The organism is Synechococcus sp. L2F (assembly GCF_024345695.1).
In the GTDB taxonomy this organism is placed as follows: Bacteria; Cyanobacteriota; Cyanobacteriia; order PCC-6307; family Cyanobiaceae; genus MW101C3.
This window is the reverse complement of record NZ_JAGQBP010000003.1, coordinates 72,660-89,729: the sequence shown is the minus strand read 5'-3', so window position 1 is coordinate 89,729 and position 17,070 is coordinate 72,660. Positions and strand designations below refer to the sequence as shown.

The following is a 17,070-nucleotide window of genomic DNA, read 5'->3' as shown; positions in this document are numbered from 1 at the left end:
AGCCGGGCTCAGAGCAATCAGAGCCTTTCAGAACAGCTGAGCTCAGAACAGCTCGACGGCCTCGCGTTCCAGCAAGCCCGGCTGGCCGTCGGCCAGCCGGGGGGCGGACTTTGGCTCCGGCGGCGGCAGTGTGGCCGCAGCGCCGTTGTGGGCAGGCGTTTCGCGCAGCACCGCCACCCGCCGGGACGACTCGCCGCAACTGCGGGGCGTGGGAAAGATCTTGCCGGGATTGGCCCGCCCCAGCGGGTCGAAGGCGCGACGCACCAGCTGCATGGTGTCGAGGTCGTCGTGGGAGAACATCCAATCGAGATAGCAGCGCTTGTCGGCGCCCACGCCGTGCTCACCGGTGATGCTGCCGCCCGCCTCAATGCAGAGCCGCAGGATCTCGGCGCCGAGGGCCTGCACCTTCTCCTGCACGCCGGGCTCGCCTGCGGTGTAAAGGATCAGCGGGTGCAGGTTGCCGTCGCCGGCGTGGAACACATTGGCCACGGGCAGGCCGTAGTGGCGGCTCAACTGCTCGATCGCCGCCAGCACCGAAGGCAGGGCACTGCGCGGCACCACCCCGTCCTGCACGTAATACGTGGGGGTGATGCGCCCCACCGCCGCGAATGCCGATTTGCGGCCCTTCCACAGCTGGGCCCGGTCGGCTTCCTGCTCCGCCTGGCGGATGGAGCGGGCCCCGGCCTCACGGCACAGGTCGCTGGCCAGAGCCACCGCGGCCGCCACTTCCCGCGCCTGGCCGTCGAGCTCGATCAGCAGCACCGCCGCTGCATCGCGCGGATACTCCTCCACCCCGAAGAGGTCGTCGACGGCGTTGATCGTGAAGTTGTCCATGATCTCCATCCCCGCCGGCAGAACCCCGGCGGCCGTGACCCGGCGCACCGCTTCACCGGCTGCCTCCATCGTGACGAAATCAGCCAGCAGCACCTGCACGTTGGGGGTCTGGGGCAACAGGCGCAGGGTGATCGCCGTGGCGATGCCGAGGGTGCCTTCGCTGCCGATGAACACACCGCGCAGATCCAGACCGGGCAGCTCTGCCAGCGCCCCCCCCAGCCGGGTGAGCGTGCCGTCGGGGAGCACCACTTCAAGCTCCAGCACGTGGTTGCTGGTGACGCCGTACTTGAGGCAATGGACGCCACCGGCGTTCTCGGCCACATTGCCGCCGATGCTGCACACCACCTGGCTGGACGGGTCGGGGGCGTAGTAGAAGCCGTCGCCCGCCACCGCGCGGGTGACCCAGCTGTTGATCACACCGGGCTGCACGGTGATGCGCTGGTTGTCGAGGTCGATCGCCAGCACCGAACGCATGCGGCTGGTGACCACCAGCAGGGCCTCCTGCTCCGCCACGGCGCCGCCTGACAGCCCCGTGCCGCTGCCACGGGCCACGAACGGCACCCCCAGGGCATGGCAGCAGCGCAGGATCGCCGCCACTTGCTCGGTGGTTTCCGGCAACACCGCCAGCGGCGGCTCATGGCGATGCAGGGTGAGACCGTCGCTGTCGTAGGTGAGCAGTTCCTGGCGCCGGGCCACCACGGCACGCGCCGGGAGCAGACGGCGCAGCTGACGTTCGATGGTGGACCAGGGCAGGCTCACGGGGTTTCGGCCTGGATGACGGCCTGGAGGTGGGGACGCTGGGCGGGCAGAGCGGCCGGCAGGCCAGCAGTGATGGGCCTGTGACACCAGGCTCATGGCCCTCGGCCAACAAGACCTTACCGAGCAGAGGCGGCAACCACCGCACTGACACATCTTGAGTCAGGATGGAGATCGGCCGAGCGGCATTGCGCTGTCGCGCCGTTCTCAACCGTCTGCGGATCGCGCCTTGACCTCGGCCCCTGTGTCAGTTCCTGCCCTGAACACCAGCCGTTCCCAGGAACTCTTCGCCGCTGCCCAGAAGCTCATGCCCGGAGGGGTGAGCTCTCCGGTGCGGGCCTTTCGTTCCGTCGGCGGCCAACCGATCGTCTTCGATCGGGTCCAGGGGGCCTACGCCTGGGACGTGGACGGCAACCGCTACATCGATTACATCGGCTCCTGGGGGCCGGCGATCTGCGGCCATGCCCACCCCAAGGTGATCGGTGCGCTGCGCAACGCCCTGGGCAAAGGCACCAGCTTCGGCGCCCCCTGTGCCCTGGAGAACCAGCTGGCCCAGATGGTGGTCGATGCCGTGCCTTCTGTGGAGATGGTGCGGTTCGTGAACTCCGGCACCGAAGCCTGCATGTCGGTGCTGCGGCTGATGCGGGCCTTCACCGGCCGCGAGAAGCTGATCAAGTTCGAGGGCTGCTACCACGGCCACGCCGACATGTTCCTGGTGAAGGCGGGCTCGGGCGTGGCCACGCTCGGCCTGCCCGATTCCCCCGGCGTACCGCGCAGCACCACCGCCAACACGCTCACCGCCCCCTACAACGACCTGGAAGCGGTCAAGCGGCTCTTCGCTGAGAACCCCGGTGAAATCGCCGGGGTGATCCTTGAGCCGGTGGTGGGCAATGCCGGCTTCCTGCCCCCCGAACCGGGCTTCCTGGAGGGTCTGCGCGAGATCACCACCGAAAACGGGGCCCTGCTCACCTTCGATGAAGTGATGACCGGCTTCCGCATCAGCTATGGCGGTGCCCAGGCCCGTTTCGGCATCACCCCCGATCTCACCACGATGGGCAAGGTGATCGGTGGCGGACTGCCGGTGGGCGCCTACGGCGGCCGCGCCGACATCATGGCCATGGTGGCGCCGGCCGGGCCGATGTATCAAGCGGGCACGTTGAGCGGCAACCCGCTGGCGATGACCGCCGGCATCCACACCCTCGAACTGCTGCGCCAGCCAGGCACTTACGAGAAACTTGAGGCCACCACCTCGCGGCTGATCGCCGGCATCCTGGCGGCCGGCAGGGATGCGGGCCTGCCGATCTGCGGCGGCAGCATCAGCGCCATGTTCGGCTTTTTCCTCTGCGACGGGCCGGTGCGCAACTTCGAAGACGCCAAAGCCGCCGACACCGTGCGCTTCGGCAAGCTGCACCGCGCCATGCTTGAGCGCGGCGTCTACCTGGCGCCGAGCGCCTTTGAAGCCGGCTTCACCTCGTTGGCCCACAGCGAGGAGGACATCGACGCCACGCTCGAAGCCTTCCGGGCCGCCTTCGCTGCCATCGCCTGATCGGCATGCATAGGCACCTTTACCCCTCCCGCCGCCTCCTGCTGGCGATGATCGGGCTCGCCTTCGGGGTGTCTGGCTGTGAGGCCACCACCTCCGACAAGCCTCTCGATGTCAACAAGGGGGTGCCGGTGGGGGCGGTGCTGGCTCTCACCAGCAACGCGAACGTCTACGGGCAGGACCAACAGCTGGGCCTCAAGCTCGCCGAACGCTGGTTCAAGGGAAAGGGTGTGCCGATCCAGCTCACGATCGAGGATGGAGGTGGTGATGAGCAGGCAGCCAGTCAGGCCTTCAATCTCCTGATCGATGCCGGTGTGGTGGCCCTGATCGGTCCCACCCTCTCCCAGCAAGCCTTTGCCGCCGCCCCGATCGCCCAGCGCCTCGGGGTGCCTGTCGTCGCGCCTTCCAACACCGCCAAGGGCATTCCGCAGATCGGCAGCTTCATCAGCCGCGTTTCAGCCTCCAGCGCTGTGATCGCTCCGTTGGCGATCGAAGCCGCCTTGAAGAAGGATCCAACGATCCGGCGCACAGCGGTGTTCTTCGCCCAGGACGACGCCTACAGCACCTCTGAAGCCGAGATCTTCCAGAACGCCCTGGTGGCAAAGGGGCTGAAACCGGTCACCGTGCAACGCACCCAGTTGAACGACCAGGATTTTCAGAACCAGATCACTGCGGCGCTGCGGTTGAAGCCTGATCTGATTGTGATCTCGGCCCAGGCCGTCGATGGTGGCAACCTGATCCGCCAGCTGCGAGAGCTCGGCTACAAAGGCCGCATCGTGGTGGGCAACGGCATGAACACCCCGAACATCTATCCGATCTGCCAGATCTATTGCGACGGGATCCTGATCGCACAGGCGTACAGCCCGGAGCTGGACACAGCCACCAACGCGGCCTTCGTGAAGCTCTTCAAGGAGGCCTCTGGTGGCGCCATCCCCCCCCAGCTCACTGCCCAGGCTTTCACCGCGTATCAGGTCGTGGCCGAAGCGCTCACACGGCTGAACCGCCGTTCGCCCATCAACGGCCGGCCGCTGACGGAGGTGCGCCAGGAGCTGATGAAGGAACTGCTGGCCGGTCGCTACGACACACCCTTGGGTGAGCTCGGCTTCACCCCAGAGGGCGAAGTGGTTCAGAAGCGCTTCTACGTTGCAGAGGTGCAGATGATTCCAGGCGGGCAAAGCGGGCGCTTCGCCTTGCTCGATTGAGCGACACCGTGGATCACCTGCTGCAGGTGCTGCTCAATGGCCTGGCCAGTGGGGCCGTCTATGCCCTCTTTGCTCTCGGGTACACGCTGGTCTTCTCGGTGCTCGGGGTGATCAACTTCGCGCAAGGGGCCCTGTTCACGCTCGGGGCCTATTTCACGTATCTGCTGATCGGCGGCAGCGTGGGCTCCAATGGCCTGCTCGCAGGCGTCCAGCTGCCCTTTGCCCTGCCCTTCTGGCTGGCCCTGCTGCTTGCCGGTGTCGGCGCCGCCGGCATGGGCGTGCTGGTGGAAGCCACCGCTTTTGCACCCTTGCGCCAGCGGCGGGCCGAGCCGCTGCTCTACCTCATCTCCAGCCTGGGCGCTGGGGTCGTGATCGTGAATGTGGTGCAGTTGCTGATGGGCGCCGAAAGCTATTCGATCCCCGCCGCCACCCTGGCAGAGCTGCCGGCCACCATCCGGATCGGAGCAGCCCAGGTGCGCTCCGTGCAACTGCTGCTGATGGCTGTGGCTGCCATCGTGCTCGTCACGCTGACGCTCTGGCTGGAAGGCAGTCGCATGGGCAAGGCTCTGCAGGCCGTCTCGGAAGATCCAGACACCGCCAGGCTGCTGGGCATCAATGCCGGGGCCATGATCCAGCTCGCCTTTGCACTGAGCGGCTTTCTCGCCGGCGTGGCCGGTGGGCTGGTGGGGCTGAGCGTGAGCATCTCCGGGCCGTACTTCGGGATCGGCTTCGGCATCAAGGCCCTCGGGGTTCTGGTGCTTGGCGGCCTGGGCACTGTGCCCGGAGCGATGCTGGGGGGCCTGGTGGTCGGCCTGGCCGAGGCACTCGTGCCTGCCGACTTTTCCGGCTACAAAGACGGGGTTGCCTATGCCTTCCTGTTCGCGGTGCTGCTGCTTCGGCCCCAGGGGTTGCTGGGCAAAACCCTGATCAGCAAGGTGTGAGCGACCTCTCCCTGCTGGTGCAGATGGGGCTGGGCGCTCTGCTCGCCCTTTCAGTCTACCTGCCACTGCGTGCGGGTCAACTGTCACTCGCCACCCCGGGCTTCTATGCCATCGGCGGCTATGTGGCCGCACTGCTTTCCACGCGCTGGCCAGCGCTGGCCGGCAACGGAGCGCTCTATCCCTTGCCCTCGCTGCTGCTGGAAATGGTCCTGGCCACAGGGTTGGCCACAGGGCTGGCGCTGCTGATCGGCCGGCCGGTGCTCCAGCTGCGGGGCATCTATCTGGCGATCGCCACGATCGCCCTCGTGGAGATTCTGCGGGTGGTGAACCTCAACGCCGGCTGGAGTGGTGGTGCGGTGGGCATCTTCGCGATCCCACAACCGTTCAACGGCCCGCAGGGCTATCTGATCTGCACGGCGCTTCTCCTGGCGTTCTGCTGCTGGCTGTGCGCCCGGCTGGAGCAGATGCGCCTGGGACGGGCGATGGCCGCCATGCGGGAGGACGAACTGGCCGCCCGCTGCATGGGAGTGCCCACGGCTCAAGTGGCCTTGAGCGCCTTTGTTCTGAGCGCCGCGATCGCGGCGCTCACCGGGGTGGTGGCCGCCCATTTCCTCAACACCTGGAACGCCCGCCAAGGCAGCTTCGATGCCAGCATCACCACCCTCGCTTTCGTGGTGTTCGGGGGTTCACGCACCTGGCTCGGGCCGGTGCTGGGTGGCCTCTTTCTCACCGCACTGCCGGAACTGCTTCGGCCGGTGGGGGATCTGCGCCTGATCGTGTTCGGTCTGGTGATCCTGGTGGGCCCGATCCTGGCGCCGCAGGGCCTGATCACACCGGAACGGTTGGCGGCCCTGGTTCACGCCCTGCCACTGCCAACGGCCAAAAAAAGCACCTCGGCATGATCGGCACACCACTGCTGGAACTGGAGGCGGTCACCAGGAGTTTTGGCGGGCTGATCGCCGTGAACCGCGTGTCGCTGCAGGTGGAAGCCGGGTCGATCACCGGGCTGATCGGACCGAACGGAGCTGGCAAGACCACTCTTTTCAACCTGATCTCCGGGCTGACGCCCCCCGATGCGGGCCGCATCCTCTGGCACGGTGCCGCCATCGACGGCTTGCCGCCGGAACGGGTGAACCGGCTGGGCATCGCCCGCACCTTTCAGAACCTGCGCCTGTTCGGACCGCTCAGCTGCCTCGACAACGTGCTGGTGGGACTGCACAGCGCCGACAGAGCACCTCTGCTCGGCGCCCTGCTGAACCGGTCTGCTTTCCGCCGCCAGCAGGGCCAGCTGCGTCAGCGAGCCCATGAGCTGCTGGAACTGCTGGAGCTCGATCACCTGGCGCACCAGCCGGCCGACAGCCTCGCCTATGGGCTGCGGCGCCGGCTGGAGATGGCCCGTGCACTGGCCACCGGCCCCAGGTTGCTGCTGCTTGATGAGCCGGCTGCCGGCATGAATCCGGCCGAAAAAGCCACACTCGCCGATCTGATTCGGCGGCTGCGCCAGCACTTCGATCTCACCGTGCTTGTGATCGAGCACCACGTCCCCTTGATGATGCGACTGTGCGACCGCCTTGCCGTGCTCAATTTCGGGCAGCGCATCGCTGAAGGGACCCCCGCCGAGGTACGCAACGATCCACTGGTGATCGAGGCCTACCTGGGGAGCAAGACATGAACGGGGTTCCGCCAGGCGGACCCACGCCGCTGCTGGCCCTGCGGGGGCTCACGGTCTGCTACGGGGCGATCCAGGCCCTCGGCGATGTGAACCTCGAACTCCACAGCGGCGAGCTGGTGGCGCTGCTCGGTGCCAACGGCGCCGGCAAAAGCACCACGCTGCGCGCCATCTCGCGGTTGGTGGATGCTGCCGCGGGATCGGTGGAATGGAAGGGGCGCTCTCTCGCCTCGTTGTCCACCGAAGCCACCGTGCGCCTTGGCATCGGCCATTGCCCCGAAGGCCGCCGGGTGCTGGCGCGCCAGAGCGTGGCCACCAATCTGGGACTGGGGGCCTTCCTGCGGCGTGATGCCAAGGCGATCCACGCCGACCTCGACTGGTGCTACAGCCTGTTTCCGCGGCTTGCTGATCGGCGCCGCCAGCCGGCCGGCAGCCTCTCGGGGGGCGAGCAACAGATGCTGGCGATCGCCCGTTCCCTGATGGGACGGCCGGAACTGCTGATGCTGGATGAGCCAAGCCTTGGACTCGCCCCCAGGCTGGTGGAGGAACTGATGGCGGTGCTCCACACGTTGCACAGCCAGGGCCTCACGATCCTTCTGGTCGAGCAGAACGCCCAGGCGGCCTTGGCGATCGCCGACCGTGGCGTGGTGCTCGAAGCTGGCACAGTGCAATTGCGCGGCTCTGCCGCTGCCTTGCTCGCCGACGACGAACTGCGCGCCAGCTATCTGGGCGCTTGAGGGCACGTCAGCACGCGGCCCTGCTCTGTTCTTCGCACCAACATCCTGGGCGCCTATCCACACCGATGCACCCTGAATAGGCTGCGACCGTCCGGCCTGCAACCGCCATGCCACGCGAGCGCTTCTTTCTGGAGTTGGAGCCGCCGGCTGAAGCTCTGCGCGGGCGACCCCATGTGGTGATCGTGGGAGGGGGTTTTGCTGGGCTATCGGCGTGCAAAGCCCTGGCCGGCGCCGATGTTCGCGTGACGCTGATCGACAAGCGCAACTACAACCTGTTCCAACCGCTGCTGTATCAGGTGTCCACCGGGCTGGTGGCTCCGGGGGATGTGACCGTGCCGCTGCGGCTGCTGGTGGGGCGGCAGCGCAACGTGCAGGTGCTGATGGGGGAGGTGAAGGAAATCGATGCCGAGGCGAAGGAGCTGGTGTTCAACGAGCGCCGCTTCAGCTACGACCACCTGATCCTGGCGGCAGGTTCCGGCAGCTCCTACTTCGGCCACGACGAATGGCAGGCGATCGCCCCGCCGATGAAGCAGCTGGACGACGCCCTGGAGATCCGCGAGCGGCTGCTGCTGGCGATGGAGGAGGCGGAGCAGACGCCCGAGGCGGAGAAGCGGCGCCTGCTGCAGTCGGTGGTGGTGGTGGGGGGCGGACCCACTGGCTGTGAGCTGGCGGGGTCGGTGTCGGAGCTGCTGCGCCACGCCCTGGCCAGGGATTTCCGCCAGCTCGATCCCGAAGACACCCGCATCCTGTTGGTGGATCCCGGCGATCGCCTGCTGCGGGGCATGCATCCCGATCTGGGCGCCGGCGCCAGGCGCTTCCTGGAATCCATCGGCGTGGAGGTGCTGCTGGGGGGCCGGGTGAAGGCGATCGAGCCGGGGCGGGTCACGATCAGCACCGCCGCTGGCGAGCAGGTGCGGGAGGCGGCCACGGTGTGCTGGACGGCGGGGGTGAAGGCGTCCCCACTGGGTGCCCGGCTGGCTGAGGCCACCGGCGTGCCCCTCGACCGGGGCGGCCGGGTGCCGGTGGAGACGGATTTCTCCGTGCCCGGCCATCCCGAGATCCGGGTGGTGGGTGACCTCTGCGCCTATGCCCCCAGCCCGGGCGCCAGCCCGCTGCCAGGGCTGGCCAGCGTGGCGGTGCAGATGGGCAGCTGGGTGGCCCGTGATCTGCGGGCCGGGCTGGAAGGGCGCCCGCAGGCGCCGTTCCGCTTCGTGGATTTCGGCTCGATGGCGATCCTGGGGCGCCTGCACGCCGAAGCCGACCTGCGCGGCTGGCGCGTGGACGGCCCGCTGGGCTGGCTGATCTGGGGCGTGGCCCACCTGGGCTTCATGCCCGCCAACGAGAACCGGGTGAGCCTGCTGGTCAAATGGCTGTGGGCGATCGCCGCCCGGCAGCGCGGCTCCCTGCTGATCATGGGAGAACCGCGCTTTGAGGAGGGTGTGCCGGAGGGCTCTGCCGCTACAGACCCGGGCTGCTCTGCATGATGCCGCCATCGGCAAAGATCGTGGTGGCGGTGATGTAGCTGGCGTCGTCGCTGGCGAGGAAAGCCACCACCTTGGCCACCTCTTCCGGCTGGGCCATGCGGCCCAGCGGGATGGCGGCATCCAGCTTCGCCATCAGCTCCGGATCCTTCATCGTGGCGTCGTTGATCGGAGTGGCCACGGCCCCCGGTCCCACATTCACCAGAGTGATGCCGTGGGGAGCCAGCTCGAGGGCGGCGGTGCGGGTGAGCATGCGCACGCCGCCCTTGGCGAGGCAGTAGGGCGTGTTGTTGGGCATGGGCCAGTCTTCGTGAACCGAGGAGATGTTGATGATGCGGCCGCCGCCGCCCTGGGCAATCATCTGCTTGGCGGCGTACTGGGTGGCGAAGAAAACGCCACGCAGGTTCACATCCAGCACCTTGTCGTAGTCGTCGGGGGTGGTGGTGAGAATGGAGGTGCGCGTTTCGATACCGGCGTTGTTCACCATCACATCAATGCGCCCGTATTTCGCCACTGCAGCATCCACCAAGCGCTGAAGATCATCCAGCTTGGACACATCAGCCTGCACACCGAAGCTGCTGCCGCCGAACGCGCCGATCTCCCGCTCGATCTCTTCGGTGGCCTCAGGATGGGAGCGGTAGTCGATCACCACCTTGGCGCCGCGGTGCGCCAGGGCTTCCACAATCGCTTTGCCGATGCCGCTGTTGCCGCCGGTCACGATCGCCACCTTGCCTTCAAGCAGCTTGGCCAGGGTGCGGATGGCGTCTGGATTGGTGGTGCTGGTCACGGAATCCATGGGTGACAGGGGCAGCTTTGAAGGTAAGCATGGGCCCAACGGGAAGGGTTGAACGCCGTGGCGAATGTGATTCCATCCACACCCCCGCAGGAGGCCTCCGGCTCAATGCGTTCACTGCTGCTGGGCGCCGCCCTGCTGGTGCTGGCCTTTCTGGCGAACACCGCCCAGAGCGCCTTCGGCAAAGCGCTCGGCAGTGGCATGGGGCCCGTGCCGTTCACCTGGCTCACCTTCGTGATCGCGCTGGCACTGATCCTGCCCTGGGTGCTGTGGCGCGGTGGCCGTGATCTGCGCACGTCCGTGCCACTGCTGCACCTGCTGCGCAGTTGCACCGGGCTGGCGGGGTTCTTTCTGTTCATTACCGCCGCGCGACTGGTGAATCTGGTCAACGCCAATGTGCTGCTGAACACCACGCCGTTGTTCATCCCGCTGCTGGGTCTGCTGGTGCTCGGCCAGCAGGTGCCCAGAGCTCTGTGGGGCTGCCTCGCCATCGGCTTTGCCGGCATGGTGATCGTGGTGCAGCCCAACGCCTCCCTGCTCACCCGCCCCGGCGATCTGCTGGGCCTGGCTGCCGGCCTGCTCTGCGCCGTGGAGTTCCTGGCCGTGAAGCGGCTCGACCGCACCGAGGCGCCGCTCACCCAGATGATCTATTTCCTGCTCATCGGCAGCGTCGGCTCCACCCTGGCGATCCTTGGTCCGCTGCGGCCGGATGGACAGGCCGGTGCACTGCTCAGCGGGCTGGACACCAGCCAATGGCTCACGGTGCTGGCCTCCGGCGTGTGCCTGGCCTGCTTTCAGTTTCTCTTGATCAAGGCTTACACCTATGCCGAACCCGGCGCGATCGGCGCCTTTCAGTATTCGTCGGTGGTGTTCGCCGGCCTGATCGGCTGGATCTGGTTCGCCGAGACGCCCACCCTGGCGGTGTGGGTCGGCACCGCGCTGATCACCCTCGGCGGCGTGCTGAGCATCGTGCTGCAACGCCCGGGGAGCACCGCACAGCCTGCTGGCCCCATGGGCAGCACCGGCAGCACCGGCACATGACGCCCCCCCTGGTCAGCTCTGGCCCCCACATCGAAGCGGTGGCGATCACCTGTGCCAGTGCCGAGCGCAGCGCCGCCTTCTTCTGCGCGTCGCTTGGCTTCATCCGGCTCGCTGAGGAGCGGGTGGAGGGCGGGCCCCAGGCCGCTCTGTTCGGGCTGCCGCAGGGACGGCTGCAACGGGTGCAGCTGGGGCTGGGCGAGGAGCGGCTGGATCTGATCGAAGTGCTCGATCCTGGCCCGGGGCAGCGCCCGGGGCGGCCGCTGCCACCTGACTCACGCAGCTGCGATCTCTGGTTTCAGCACCTCTGCCTGGTCACGGCGGATCTGGCGGCGAGCCACGCCCGGCTGCAGCCCCTGCTGGCCGCTGGCGCAATCACGTCGGTATCAGCGGCGCCGCAGCGGCTGCCCGAGTGGAACACCGCCGCCGCCGGCATCTGGGCCTTCAAGTTCCGTGATCCTGATGGCCACAACCTGGAGCTGCTGCAGTTTCCCGACGGCAAGGGGGATCCCCGCTGGCATCGCCCGCGGCCGGCCGGTGCCTCTGAGCTGCTCGGCATCGATCACAGCGCCATCGCCATCGCCGACACCGCCCGCAGCCGTGCCTTCTACAGCGAGCTGCTCGGCCTCACGGCACTGCCCAGCGGCGAAAACAGCGGGCTGGAGCAGGACCGGCTCGATGGGCTGAGCGAGGTGCGGGTGCAGATCACGCCCCTGCGCTGCGCGGCAGGCATGGGCATCGAAACCCTTGGCTATCTGCCCCCCAACCAGGGGCGCCCGCGACTGGCGGATCAGGCGCCGCAGGACCTGGCCCACTGGCAGATCCGCCTGGCGGCCAGCGGCCTCGATCGCATCGCCGCCAGCGCGGCGGCATTCGGGGCCGAGCTGCTGCCGCCCGGCCTGGTGGCGCTGGAAGCGGGGGCCGGCGGGAGCAGACGGGCGCTGCGGCTGGCCGATCCCGATGGCCACGAGCTGCTGCTGCTGGAAACCGCTGGCGTCAGCGCTCCCTGAAGCCCGGCAGCCGCTCGGGACGCCTTGGTTACCTTGAGGCACCGACGCACGTGAGCTGCCGTGGCCGTGGACATCGTGGAGATCCTGGTGCCCATCGGCCCCTCTCCCCTCAGTGAAGCGGTGCTGACACTGCTGCGGGTGTTCACCGGCATCGCCTTCATCCGCCACGGCTGGCCGAAGCTGCGCAACCTCACCACCTGGGCAACCGCGCTGAAAACACCACGCTGGCTCTGCTTTCTGTCGGCATTCTCAATGTGGGCGGGCGGTATCGCCCTGATCCCCGGTCTGCTCACGCCGCTGGCCGCCCTGGCGATTCTGGTGTCGATGGGGTACGCCATGGTGCTGGAGGTTCTAGCGGGCACCCCCTTCATCGCCCCCGATCCCTATCAGATTCCGCCGGGAGATTATGCCGGCCCCATGGGCGTGGGGGAACCACCCAGCTGGGAAAAGGCCGCCATGTATGTGGTGATGTGCCTGGTGCTGATCGGAGCCGGAGGTGGCGCCCTTTCCCTCGACGGACTCCTGATTCGCGACGCCCTGATGCTCAACTTCGGCTGACACCATTCGGCGCTGCTGAGAGGATGCAACTGTGCTGAGGGCATTCAACTCGGTTGACAGCGTTCAACCAAGAAGATTCCCCCTGGTGCCTCTCCCCGGCTGGATCATCCCTGCAGCCGGGCGATGAGATGATCGCCCACCCGCAGGGCGTTAGCGATGGCGGTGAGCGAGGGATTCACCGCACCGATGCTGGGGAAGAAGCTGGTGTCCACCACGTAGAGGTTATCGAGCTCGTGGGCTTTGCAATCAAGATCCAGCACCGAGGTGGTGGGATCGGTGCCGAAGCGGCAGGTGCCAGCCTGGTGGCCCACGGCGGCAATCGCCATGCTGGATTTCACGTAGATCTGCCGCTCCACCAGGTGATTCTTCAGATAGAGAGAATCCAGCAAGCCGCGAAGATTATGCTCAAGCTTGGCGCTGGCCGTCTGATTGTTGGGGGTGTAGGAGAGGGTGATCGCCCCCTCCTTGTTCACGGTGATGCGGTTCTCAGGGTCGGGGAGATCCTCGCTGCTCAGCCAGAAATCCAGTGCATGTTCCGCGATCTGGTCCATGCTCCAGCCGGGCATCAGGAAGGTTTCCAGTGGGGCATAGCCCTTCATGATCGTGCCGCTGGTCTTGCCGGTCATCTGGATGTTGCCCATCGGGTAGGGAAACGCCTCAGAGCCCAGATACCAGTCATTGATCGACACCGTTTTCTGAAACACGGTGGTGTTGGGTTCATGGGCCAGGGCCACGAGGGCCTTGCTGTTGTGGAACATGTAGTTGCGCCCCACCTGCCCCGAGCCATTGGCCAGGCCGGCCGGGTGGCGGTCGTTGGCAGACATCAGCAGCAGCCGGGCGCTGTTGGCGGCGCCGCAACTCACCACCACTACATCGGCGGAAAAGCGCATCGGCTCGCCATCGCGCAGAAGTTCCACCGCCGTGACCCGCCCACCACTGGCATCGGTGAGCAGCCGCTGCACATGGGCGCGGGTGAGCAGCGACACATTCGCATCGGCCAAGGCCGGCCGAATGCCCACCACGTCCGCATCGCCCTTGGCATGCACCAGGCACGGAAAGCCATCACAGCGGTTGCACTTGCGGCAACGGCTGAAGGGCAGGTTGGCCTCATCGAGCATCACCCCGCTGGGGGCGTGGAAGGGGCGCAGGCCGGCGGCACGCAGGTCGTCGACCAGCTTCTGCATGCGCGGCTCATGGGCAATCGGCGGGTGGGGATAGGGGGCACTGCGGCGGGGTTCGGTGGGATCTTCCCCCTGCTGGGCATGCACGTGGAACAGTTCTTCGGCGCGCTGGTAATAGGGCTCGAAGACGTCGTAGGGGAGGGGCCAGGCCGGTGAGATGCCGTCGTGGTGAATCAGCTCGCCGAAATCGGCCTCGCGCAGGCGGAAGTGGGCGGCTCCGTACATCTTGGTGGCGCCTCCCACCATGTAGTGGCTACCGGGCTGAAAGGCCTTGCCGTGCTTGTCGTGCCAGGTGTCCGCAGACACATAGCGCCCCTGCTGAAACACCGCTTCGGCGCTCCAGTTCTGCGGTTCCTGGGGGAGCCAGTCGCCGCGTTCCAGCACCAGCACCTTGAGGCCGCTGCCAGCCAGGTGCCGCGCCAGGGTGCCGCCGCCAGCCCCACTGCCGATGATCAACACATCCACGTGGCTGCCATCCGGTGGATTCAGCTGCCGGGCACCAGGCAACGGGGAAAGGGTGATCGACGGGTCGATGATCCGGGCCGTTGGGGTGGCAGGCATGGCGGAAGGGTGGCGGCGGAACAGAGGGCAAAACAGAGACAGGTGCTGCGATCAGGGCACTGGATATTGGGAGAGTTGGTTGATCATCTTGCAGACGATCGCACTCCAGCCGGTCTGGTGGCTGGCGCCCACCCCACGGCCATTGTCGCCATGGAAATACTCATGAAACTGGATCAGATCACGCCAATGGGGGTTGCGCTGAAACAGATCCACATCCCCGAGGAAGGCGCGCCGGCCCTGGCTGTCACGGCGGAAAAGATTCACCAGCCGCTGCTCCAGCTTCAACGACACATCCCAGAGGCTGAGCCATACGCCGGAGCCGGTAGGGAACTCCACCGTGAAGCTGTCGCCATAGAAATGGCCGAATTTCTGCAGAGATTCGATCAACAGATAATTCAGCGGCATCCACACCGGCCCACGCCAGTTGGAGTTGCCACCGAACATGGCCACCGGGCTGTCCGCCGGTGAATAGGAGAGGCAATCTGATTCACTGCCTTCGGTGTAGCAGAAGGGTGCGGTTTCGTACACCTTCGACAGGGAGCGGATGCCGTAGGGAGAAAGGAATTCCGTCTCATCAAACAGCCGCTCACAGATGCGGCGCAGCCGATCTTCCGGCACCAGGGAAAACAGCAGCCGGTCGTTGTGGCGCCGGCCCAGGTGCGTTTCCACCCAGGAGGGGGAGGTGCGCTCGTGGGTGTACCACGCCATGCTGTTCTTCACATCCAGCACCGGCAGACGCTCCAGCGTTTCCTGATCGAAACTGGCCACCGCCAGCAGGGGAATCAGGCCAGCAATCGAGCGGCTGCGCAGGAAATCAGTGCTGCCATCGGGCCGCTTGATCACGTCGTAGTAGAAGCCATCCTGTTCGTCCCAGTTCAGAAATTCGTTGTCCGTGGGGGTGTTGAGCGTGAGGTTGAGCTGCACGAAGTCGTAGACAAAACGCTCGCACAGATCCGCATACTCCGGTTCACGCACACTCAGCTCCACGCTGATGTTGAGCAGATTCAGGCTCAGCGACGCCATCCAGGCGATGCCATCGCTTTCTCCGATGTGGCTGCCATCGGCGAGCGGAAAGCGGCGATCGAACACGGCAATGTTATCCAGCCCGAGGAATCCACCCTCGAACACGTTGTCGCCCGAACGATCGTTGCGGTTGGCCCACCAGCCGTATTCCAGCAACAGCTTGCGCAGTGCCGCCCGCAGAAAGGGCATGTCCGGTTCACCGTTCTGCTTGCGGTCGATCTGATACACACGCATCGCCGCCCAGGCACCGATCGGTGGGTTCGGATCGGAGAGCGCCCATTCGTAGGCAGGGGTCTGGGCGTTGGGCGCCGTGAAGCGGGGGCTGCGCAGCAGCATGCACTGCTCCTTGGCGGTGGCCGGATCGAAGCCGGCGAAGGCCACGGCATGCACCATCAGATCCCACTGGCAGAAATAGGGGTATTCCCATGAATCGGGCATGGAGATCACATCTTCCACATGCAGACGGCGCCAGGCCGCATTGGCGCTCCTGAAGCGCTCCGGCGGCGGCACCGGCTGGCCCGGATCCCCCTCCAGCCAGCGTTTCACGTCCCAGCTGTAGTACTTCTTGCACCACAGCAATCCGGCGGCGCCTGCGAGGTGAATGCGGCGGTCGTCGGCTTCCAGCCCCGGCACGCAGTGCTCGAAGTAGGCCCTCCATTCCTGCTCGCGTGCCTGATGGGTGGCCTCGAACGCCGCGCCGAACGCCGCCGGCTGCTCGCCCGCCCACAGGCGCAGGTCCACCACCCAGGTCTCCCCCGGGGCCAGTGTGCGGCGCAGCAGGCGGGCCGCCTTGGTGCCCCGCTGGGCGGGGTTGATGGCTCCCTCCTCCCCCTCCACCACATACCGGTGAAAGCCGTCCTTCTGATACGGCCGCTGGTTGGGCTGGCGGAACAGGCGCTCGGTGTTGGTCTCGTTGTCGGTGAAGATCCAGGAGCCCGGCTCGGCGCAGGCCAGCCGGTACGACCCGAGGCCGGGCAGCACAGGGGTGCGCAGCTGATCCCCTTCAAGCTCCAGCGGCTGCTCGAGCGCGCCCGCATAGCCCCAGCTCCAGGTGTTGCGCAACCACAGGGTGGGCAGGAGGGTGAGCGGGGCAGGATCGGGGCCTCGGTTGGTGAGGCGCAAGCGGATCAGCAGGTCGTCGGCCGCCGCCTTCGCGTACTCCACCTCCACATCGAAGTAACGGTCGTCGTCGAACAGCCCGGTGTCGACCAGCTCGTACTCCGGGCTGTCGCGCCCGCGCCGCCCGTTCTCGTGGATCAGGTGGTCGTAGGGGAAGCAGCGCTGGGGGTACTTGTAGAGCCCCCGCATGAAGCTGTGGGTGGGGGTGTTGGCCAGGTGAAAGGTGTAGTCCTTGATGTCTTCGCCGTGGTTGCCTTCCGGGTTGCCCAGCCCGAAGGGCCGCTCCTTGAGGATGGGATCGAGGCCGTTCCAGAGCGCCACCGAAAAGCAGAGGCGGGCGTGCTCGTCGCAGAGGCCCAGCAGGCCGTCCTCCCCCCAGCGGTACACGCGCGAGCGGGCGTGGTCGTGCGGGAAGGAGCGCCAGGCATCGCCGTCGGCGGAGTAGTCCTCCCGCACCGTGCCCCACTGACGATCAGGTAGGTAGCTGCCCCAGAGCGCCCAGGGCACCAGCCCCTGATCCCGTTCGGCCATGCGGCGCCGTTCGGCGAACTCGATGGCGTCGCGGTCGGGCATCAGCGCGTGATCAACACCTGGCCATCCTGGCCGGGTTCGGCGGTTCCGCAG

Annotated in this window: 14 protein-coding genes; 10 read left to right on the top strand and 4 right to left on the bottom strand. The window is 66.8% G+C overall.

The window, feature by feature from the left end; all coding sequences use genetic code 11:
* Positions 1–42: 42 nt before the first annotated feature.
* Positions 43–1,593, bottom strand: coding sequence for an FAD-linked oxidase C-terminal domain-containing protein (locus KBZ19_RS09565; protein ID WP_255100780.1), 1,551 nt, complete (start codon positions 1,591–1,593; stop codon positions 43–45).
* Between the two features lie 241 nt (positions 1,594–1,834).
* Between KBZ19_RS09565 and hemL the strand changes: the two genes are divergently transcribed.
* The 7 genes from hemL (at position 1,835) to KBZ19_RS09530 (ending at position 9,166) form a co-directional block, all read left to right on the top strand.
* Positions 1,835–3,136 (top strand): glutamate-1-semialdehyde 2,1-aminomutase, encoded by a 1,302-nt coding sequence (gene hemL / locus KBZ19_RS09560; RefSeq protein WP_094513051.1) that lies wholly within the window; start codon positions 1,835–1,837, stop codon positions 3,134–3,136.
* A gap of 5 nt (positions 3,137–3,141) precedes the next feature.
* Complete coding sequence (locus KBZ19_RS09555; protein ID WP_255100779.1) at positions 3,142–4,335, top strand: ABC transporter substrate-binding protein; 1,194 nt, start codon at positions 3,142–3,144, stop codon at positions 4,333–4,335.
* The gene (locus KBZ19_RS09550) at positions 4,332–5,276 is read left to right on the top strand and encodes a branched-chain amino acid ABC transporter permease (protein ID WP_255100778.1); all 945 of its coding nucleotides are present in this window, start codon (positions 4,332–4,334) and stop codon (positions 5,274–5,276) included. Before KBZ19_RS09555 ends, KBZ19_RS09550 begins: the two co-directional genes overlap by 4 nt.
* A complete protein-coding gene (locus KBZ19_RS09545) occupies positions 5,273–6,178 on the top strand; it encodes a branched-chain amino acid ABC transporter permease (protein ID WP_255100777.1) in 906 nt (301 codons plus the stop codon). Before KBZ19_RS09550 ends, KBZ19_RS09545 begins: the two co-directional genes overlap by 4 nt.
* A complete protein-coding gene (locus KBZ19_RS09540; RefSeq protein ID WP_255100776.1) occupies positions 6,175–6,948 on the top strand; it encodes an ABC transporter ATP-binding protein in 774 nt (257 codons plus the stop codon). Before KBZ19_RS09545 ends, KBZ19_RS09540 begins: the two co-directional genes overlap by 4 nt.
* Positions 6,945–7,682: an ABC transporter ATP-binding protein gene (locus KBZ19_RS09535; RefSeq protein WP_255100775.1), complete on the top strand. Its 738-nt coding sequence runs from the start codon at positions 6,945–6,947 to the stop codon at positions 7,680–7,682. Before KBZ19_RS09540 ends, KBZ19_RS09535 begins: the two co-directional genes overlap by 4 nt.
* A gap of 107 nt (positions 7,683–7,789) precedes the next feature.
* Positions 7,790–9,166, top strand: a complete 1,377-nt coding sequence (locus KBZ19_RS09530; protein WP_255100774.1) for an NAD(P)/FAD-dependent oxidoreductase — start codon at positions 7,790–7,792, stop codon at positions 9,164–9,166.
* Here KBZ19_RS09530 and KBZ19_RS09525 read toward each other — a convergent pair.
* Positions 9,141–9,959, bottom strand: a complete 819-nt coding sequence (locus tag KBZ19_RS09525; RefSeq protein ID WP_255100773.1) for an SDR family NAD(P)-dependent oxidoreductase — start codon at positions 9,957–9,959, stop codon at positions 9,141–9,143. The two genes, KBZ19_RS09530 and KBZ19_RS09525, sit on opposite strands and share 26 nt — an antisense overlap.
* 105 nt (positions 9,960–10,064) lie before the next feature.
* Between KBZ19_RS09525 and KBZ19_RS09520 the strand changes: the two genes are divergently transcribed.
* The 3 genes from KBZ19_RS09520 (at position 10,065) to KBZ19_RS09510 (ending at position 12,562) form a co-directional block, all read left to right on the top strand.
* A complete protein-coding gene (locus KBZ19_RS09520; protein ID WP_255100772.1) occupies positions 10,065–10,997 on the top strand; it encodes a DMT family transporter in 933 nt (310 codons plus the stop codon).
* Positions 10,994–12,004 (top strand): VOC family protein, encoded by a 1,011-nt coding sequence (locus KBZ19_RS09515; RefSeq protein ID WP_255100771.1) that lies wholly within the window; start codon positions 10,994–10,996, stop codon positions 12,002–12,004. The genes KBZ19_RS09520 and KBZ19_RS09515 overlap by 4 nt, the downstream gene beginning before the upstream one ends.
* A 66-nt stretch (positions 12,005–12,070) precedes the next feature.
* Positions 12,071–12,562: a DoxX family protein gene (locus KBZ19_RS09510; protein WP_369803040.1), complete on the top strand. Its 492-nt coding sequence runs from the start codon at positions 12,071–12,073 to the stop codon at positions 12,560–12,562.
* Positions 12,563–12,666: 104 nt separating this feature from the next.
* Here KBZ19_RS09510 and KBZ19_RS09505 read toward each other — a convergent pair whose 3' ends face one another.
* Positions 12,667–14,304: a GMC family oxidoreductase gene (locus tag KBZ19_RS09505; RefSeq protein WP_255100770.1), complete on the bottom strand. Its 1,638-nt coding sequence runs from the start codon at positions 14,302–14,304 to the stop codon at positions 12,667–12,669.
* A gap of 51 nt (positions 14,305–14,355) precedes the next feature.
* A complete protein-coding gene (locus KBZ19_RS09500) occupies positions 14,356–17,019 on the bottom strand; it encodes an MGH1-like glycoside hydrolase domain-containing protein (RefSeq protein WP_255100769.1) in 2,664 nt (887 codons plus the stop codon).
* Positions 17,020–17,070 lie beyond the last annotated feature (51 nt).

Coding starts and splice junctions, on each gene's coding strand:
- KBZ19_RS09505 (WP_255100770.1), bottom strand. CDS start 14,304: ATGCCTGCCACCCCAACGGCCCGGATCATCGACCCGTCGATCACCCTT.
- KBZ19_RS09525 (WP_255100773.1), bottom strand. CDS start 9,959: ATGGATTCCGTGACCAGCACCACCAATCCAGACGCCATCCGCACCCTG.
- KBZ19_RS09515 (WP_255100771.1), top strand. CDS start 10,994: ATGACGCCCCCCCTGGTCAGCTCTGGCCCCCACATCGAAGCGGTGGCG.
- KBZ19_RS09540 (WP_255100776.1), top strand. CDS start 6,175: ATGATCGGCACACCACTGCTGGAACTGGAGGCGGTCACCAGGAGTTTT.
- KBZ19_RS09520 (WP_255100772.1), top strand. CDS start 10,065: ATGCGTTCACTGCTGCTGGGCGCCGCCCTGCTGGTGCTGGCCTTTCTG.
- KBZ19_RS09535 (WP_255100775.1), top strand. CDS start 6,945: ATGAACGGGGTTCCGCCAGGCGGACCCACGCCGCTGCTGGCCCTGCGG.
- KBZ19_RS09500 (WP_255100769.1), bottom strand. CDS start 17,019: ATGCCCGACCGCGACGCCATCGAGTTCGCCGAACGGCGCCGCATGGCC.
- KBZ19_RS09530 (WP_255100774.1), top strand. CDS start 7,790: ATGCCACGCGAGCGCTTCTTTCTGGAGTTGGAGCCGCCGGCTGAAGCT.
- KBZ19_RS09555 (WP_255100779.1), top strand. CDS start 3,142: ATGCATAGGCACCTTTACCCCTCCCGCCGCCTCCTGCTGGCGATGATC.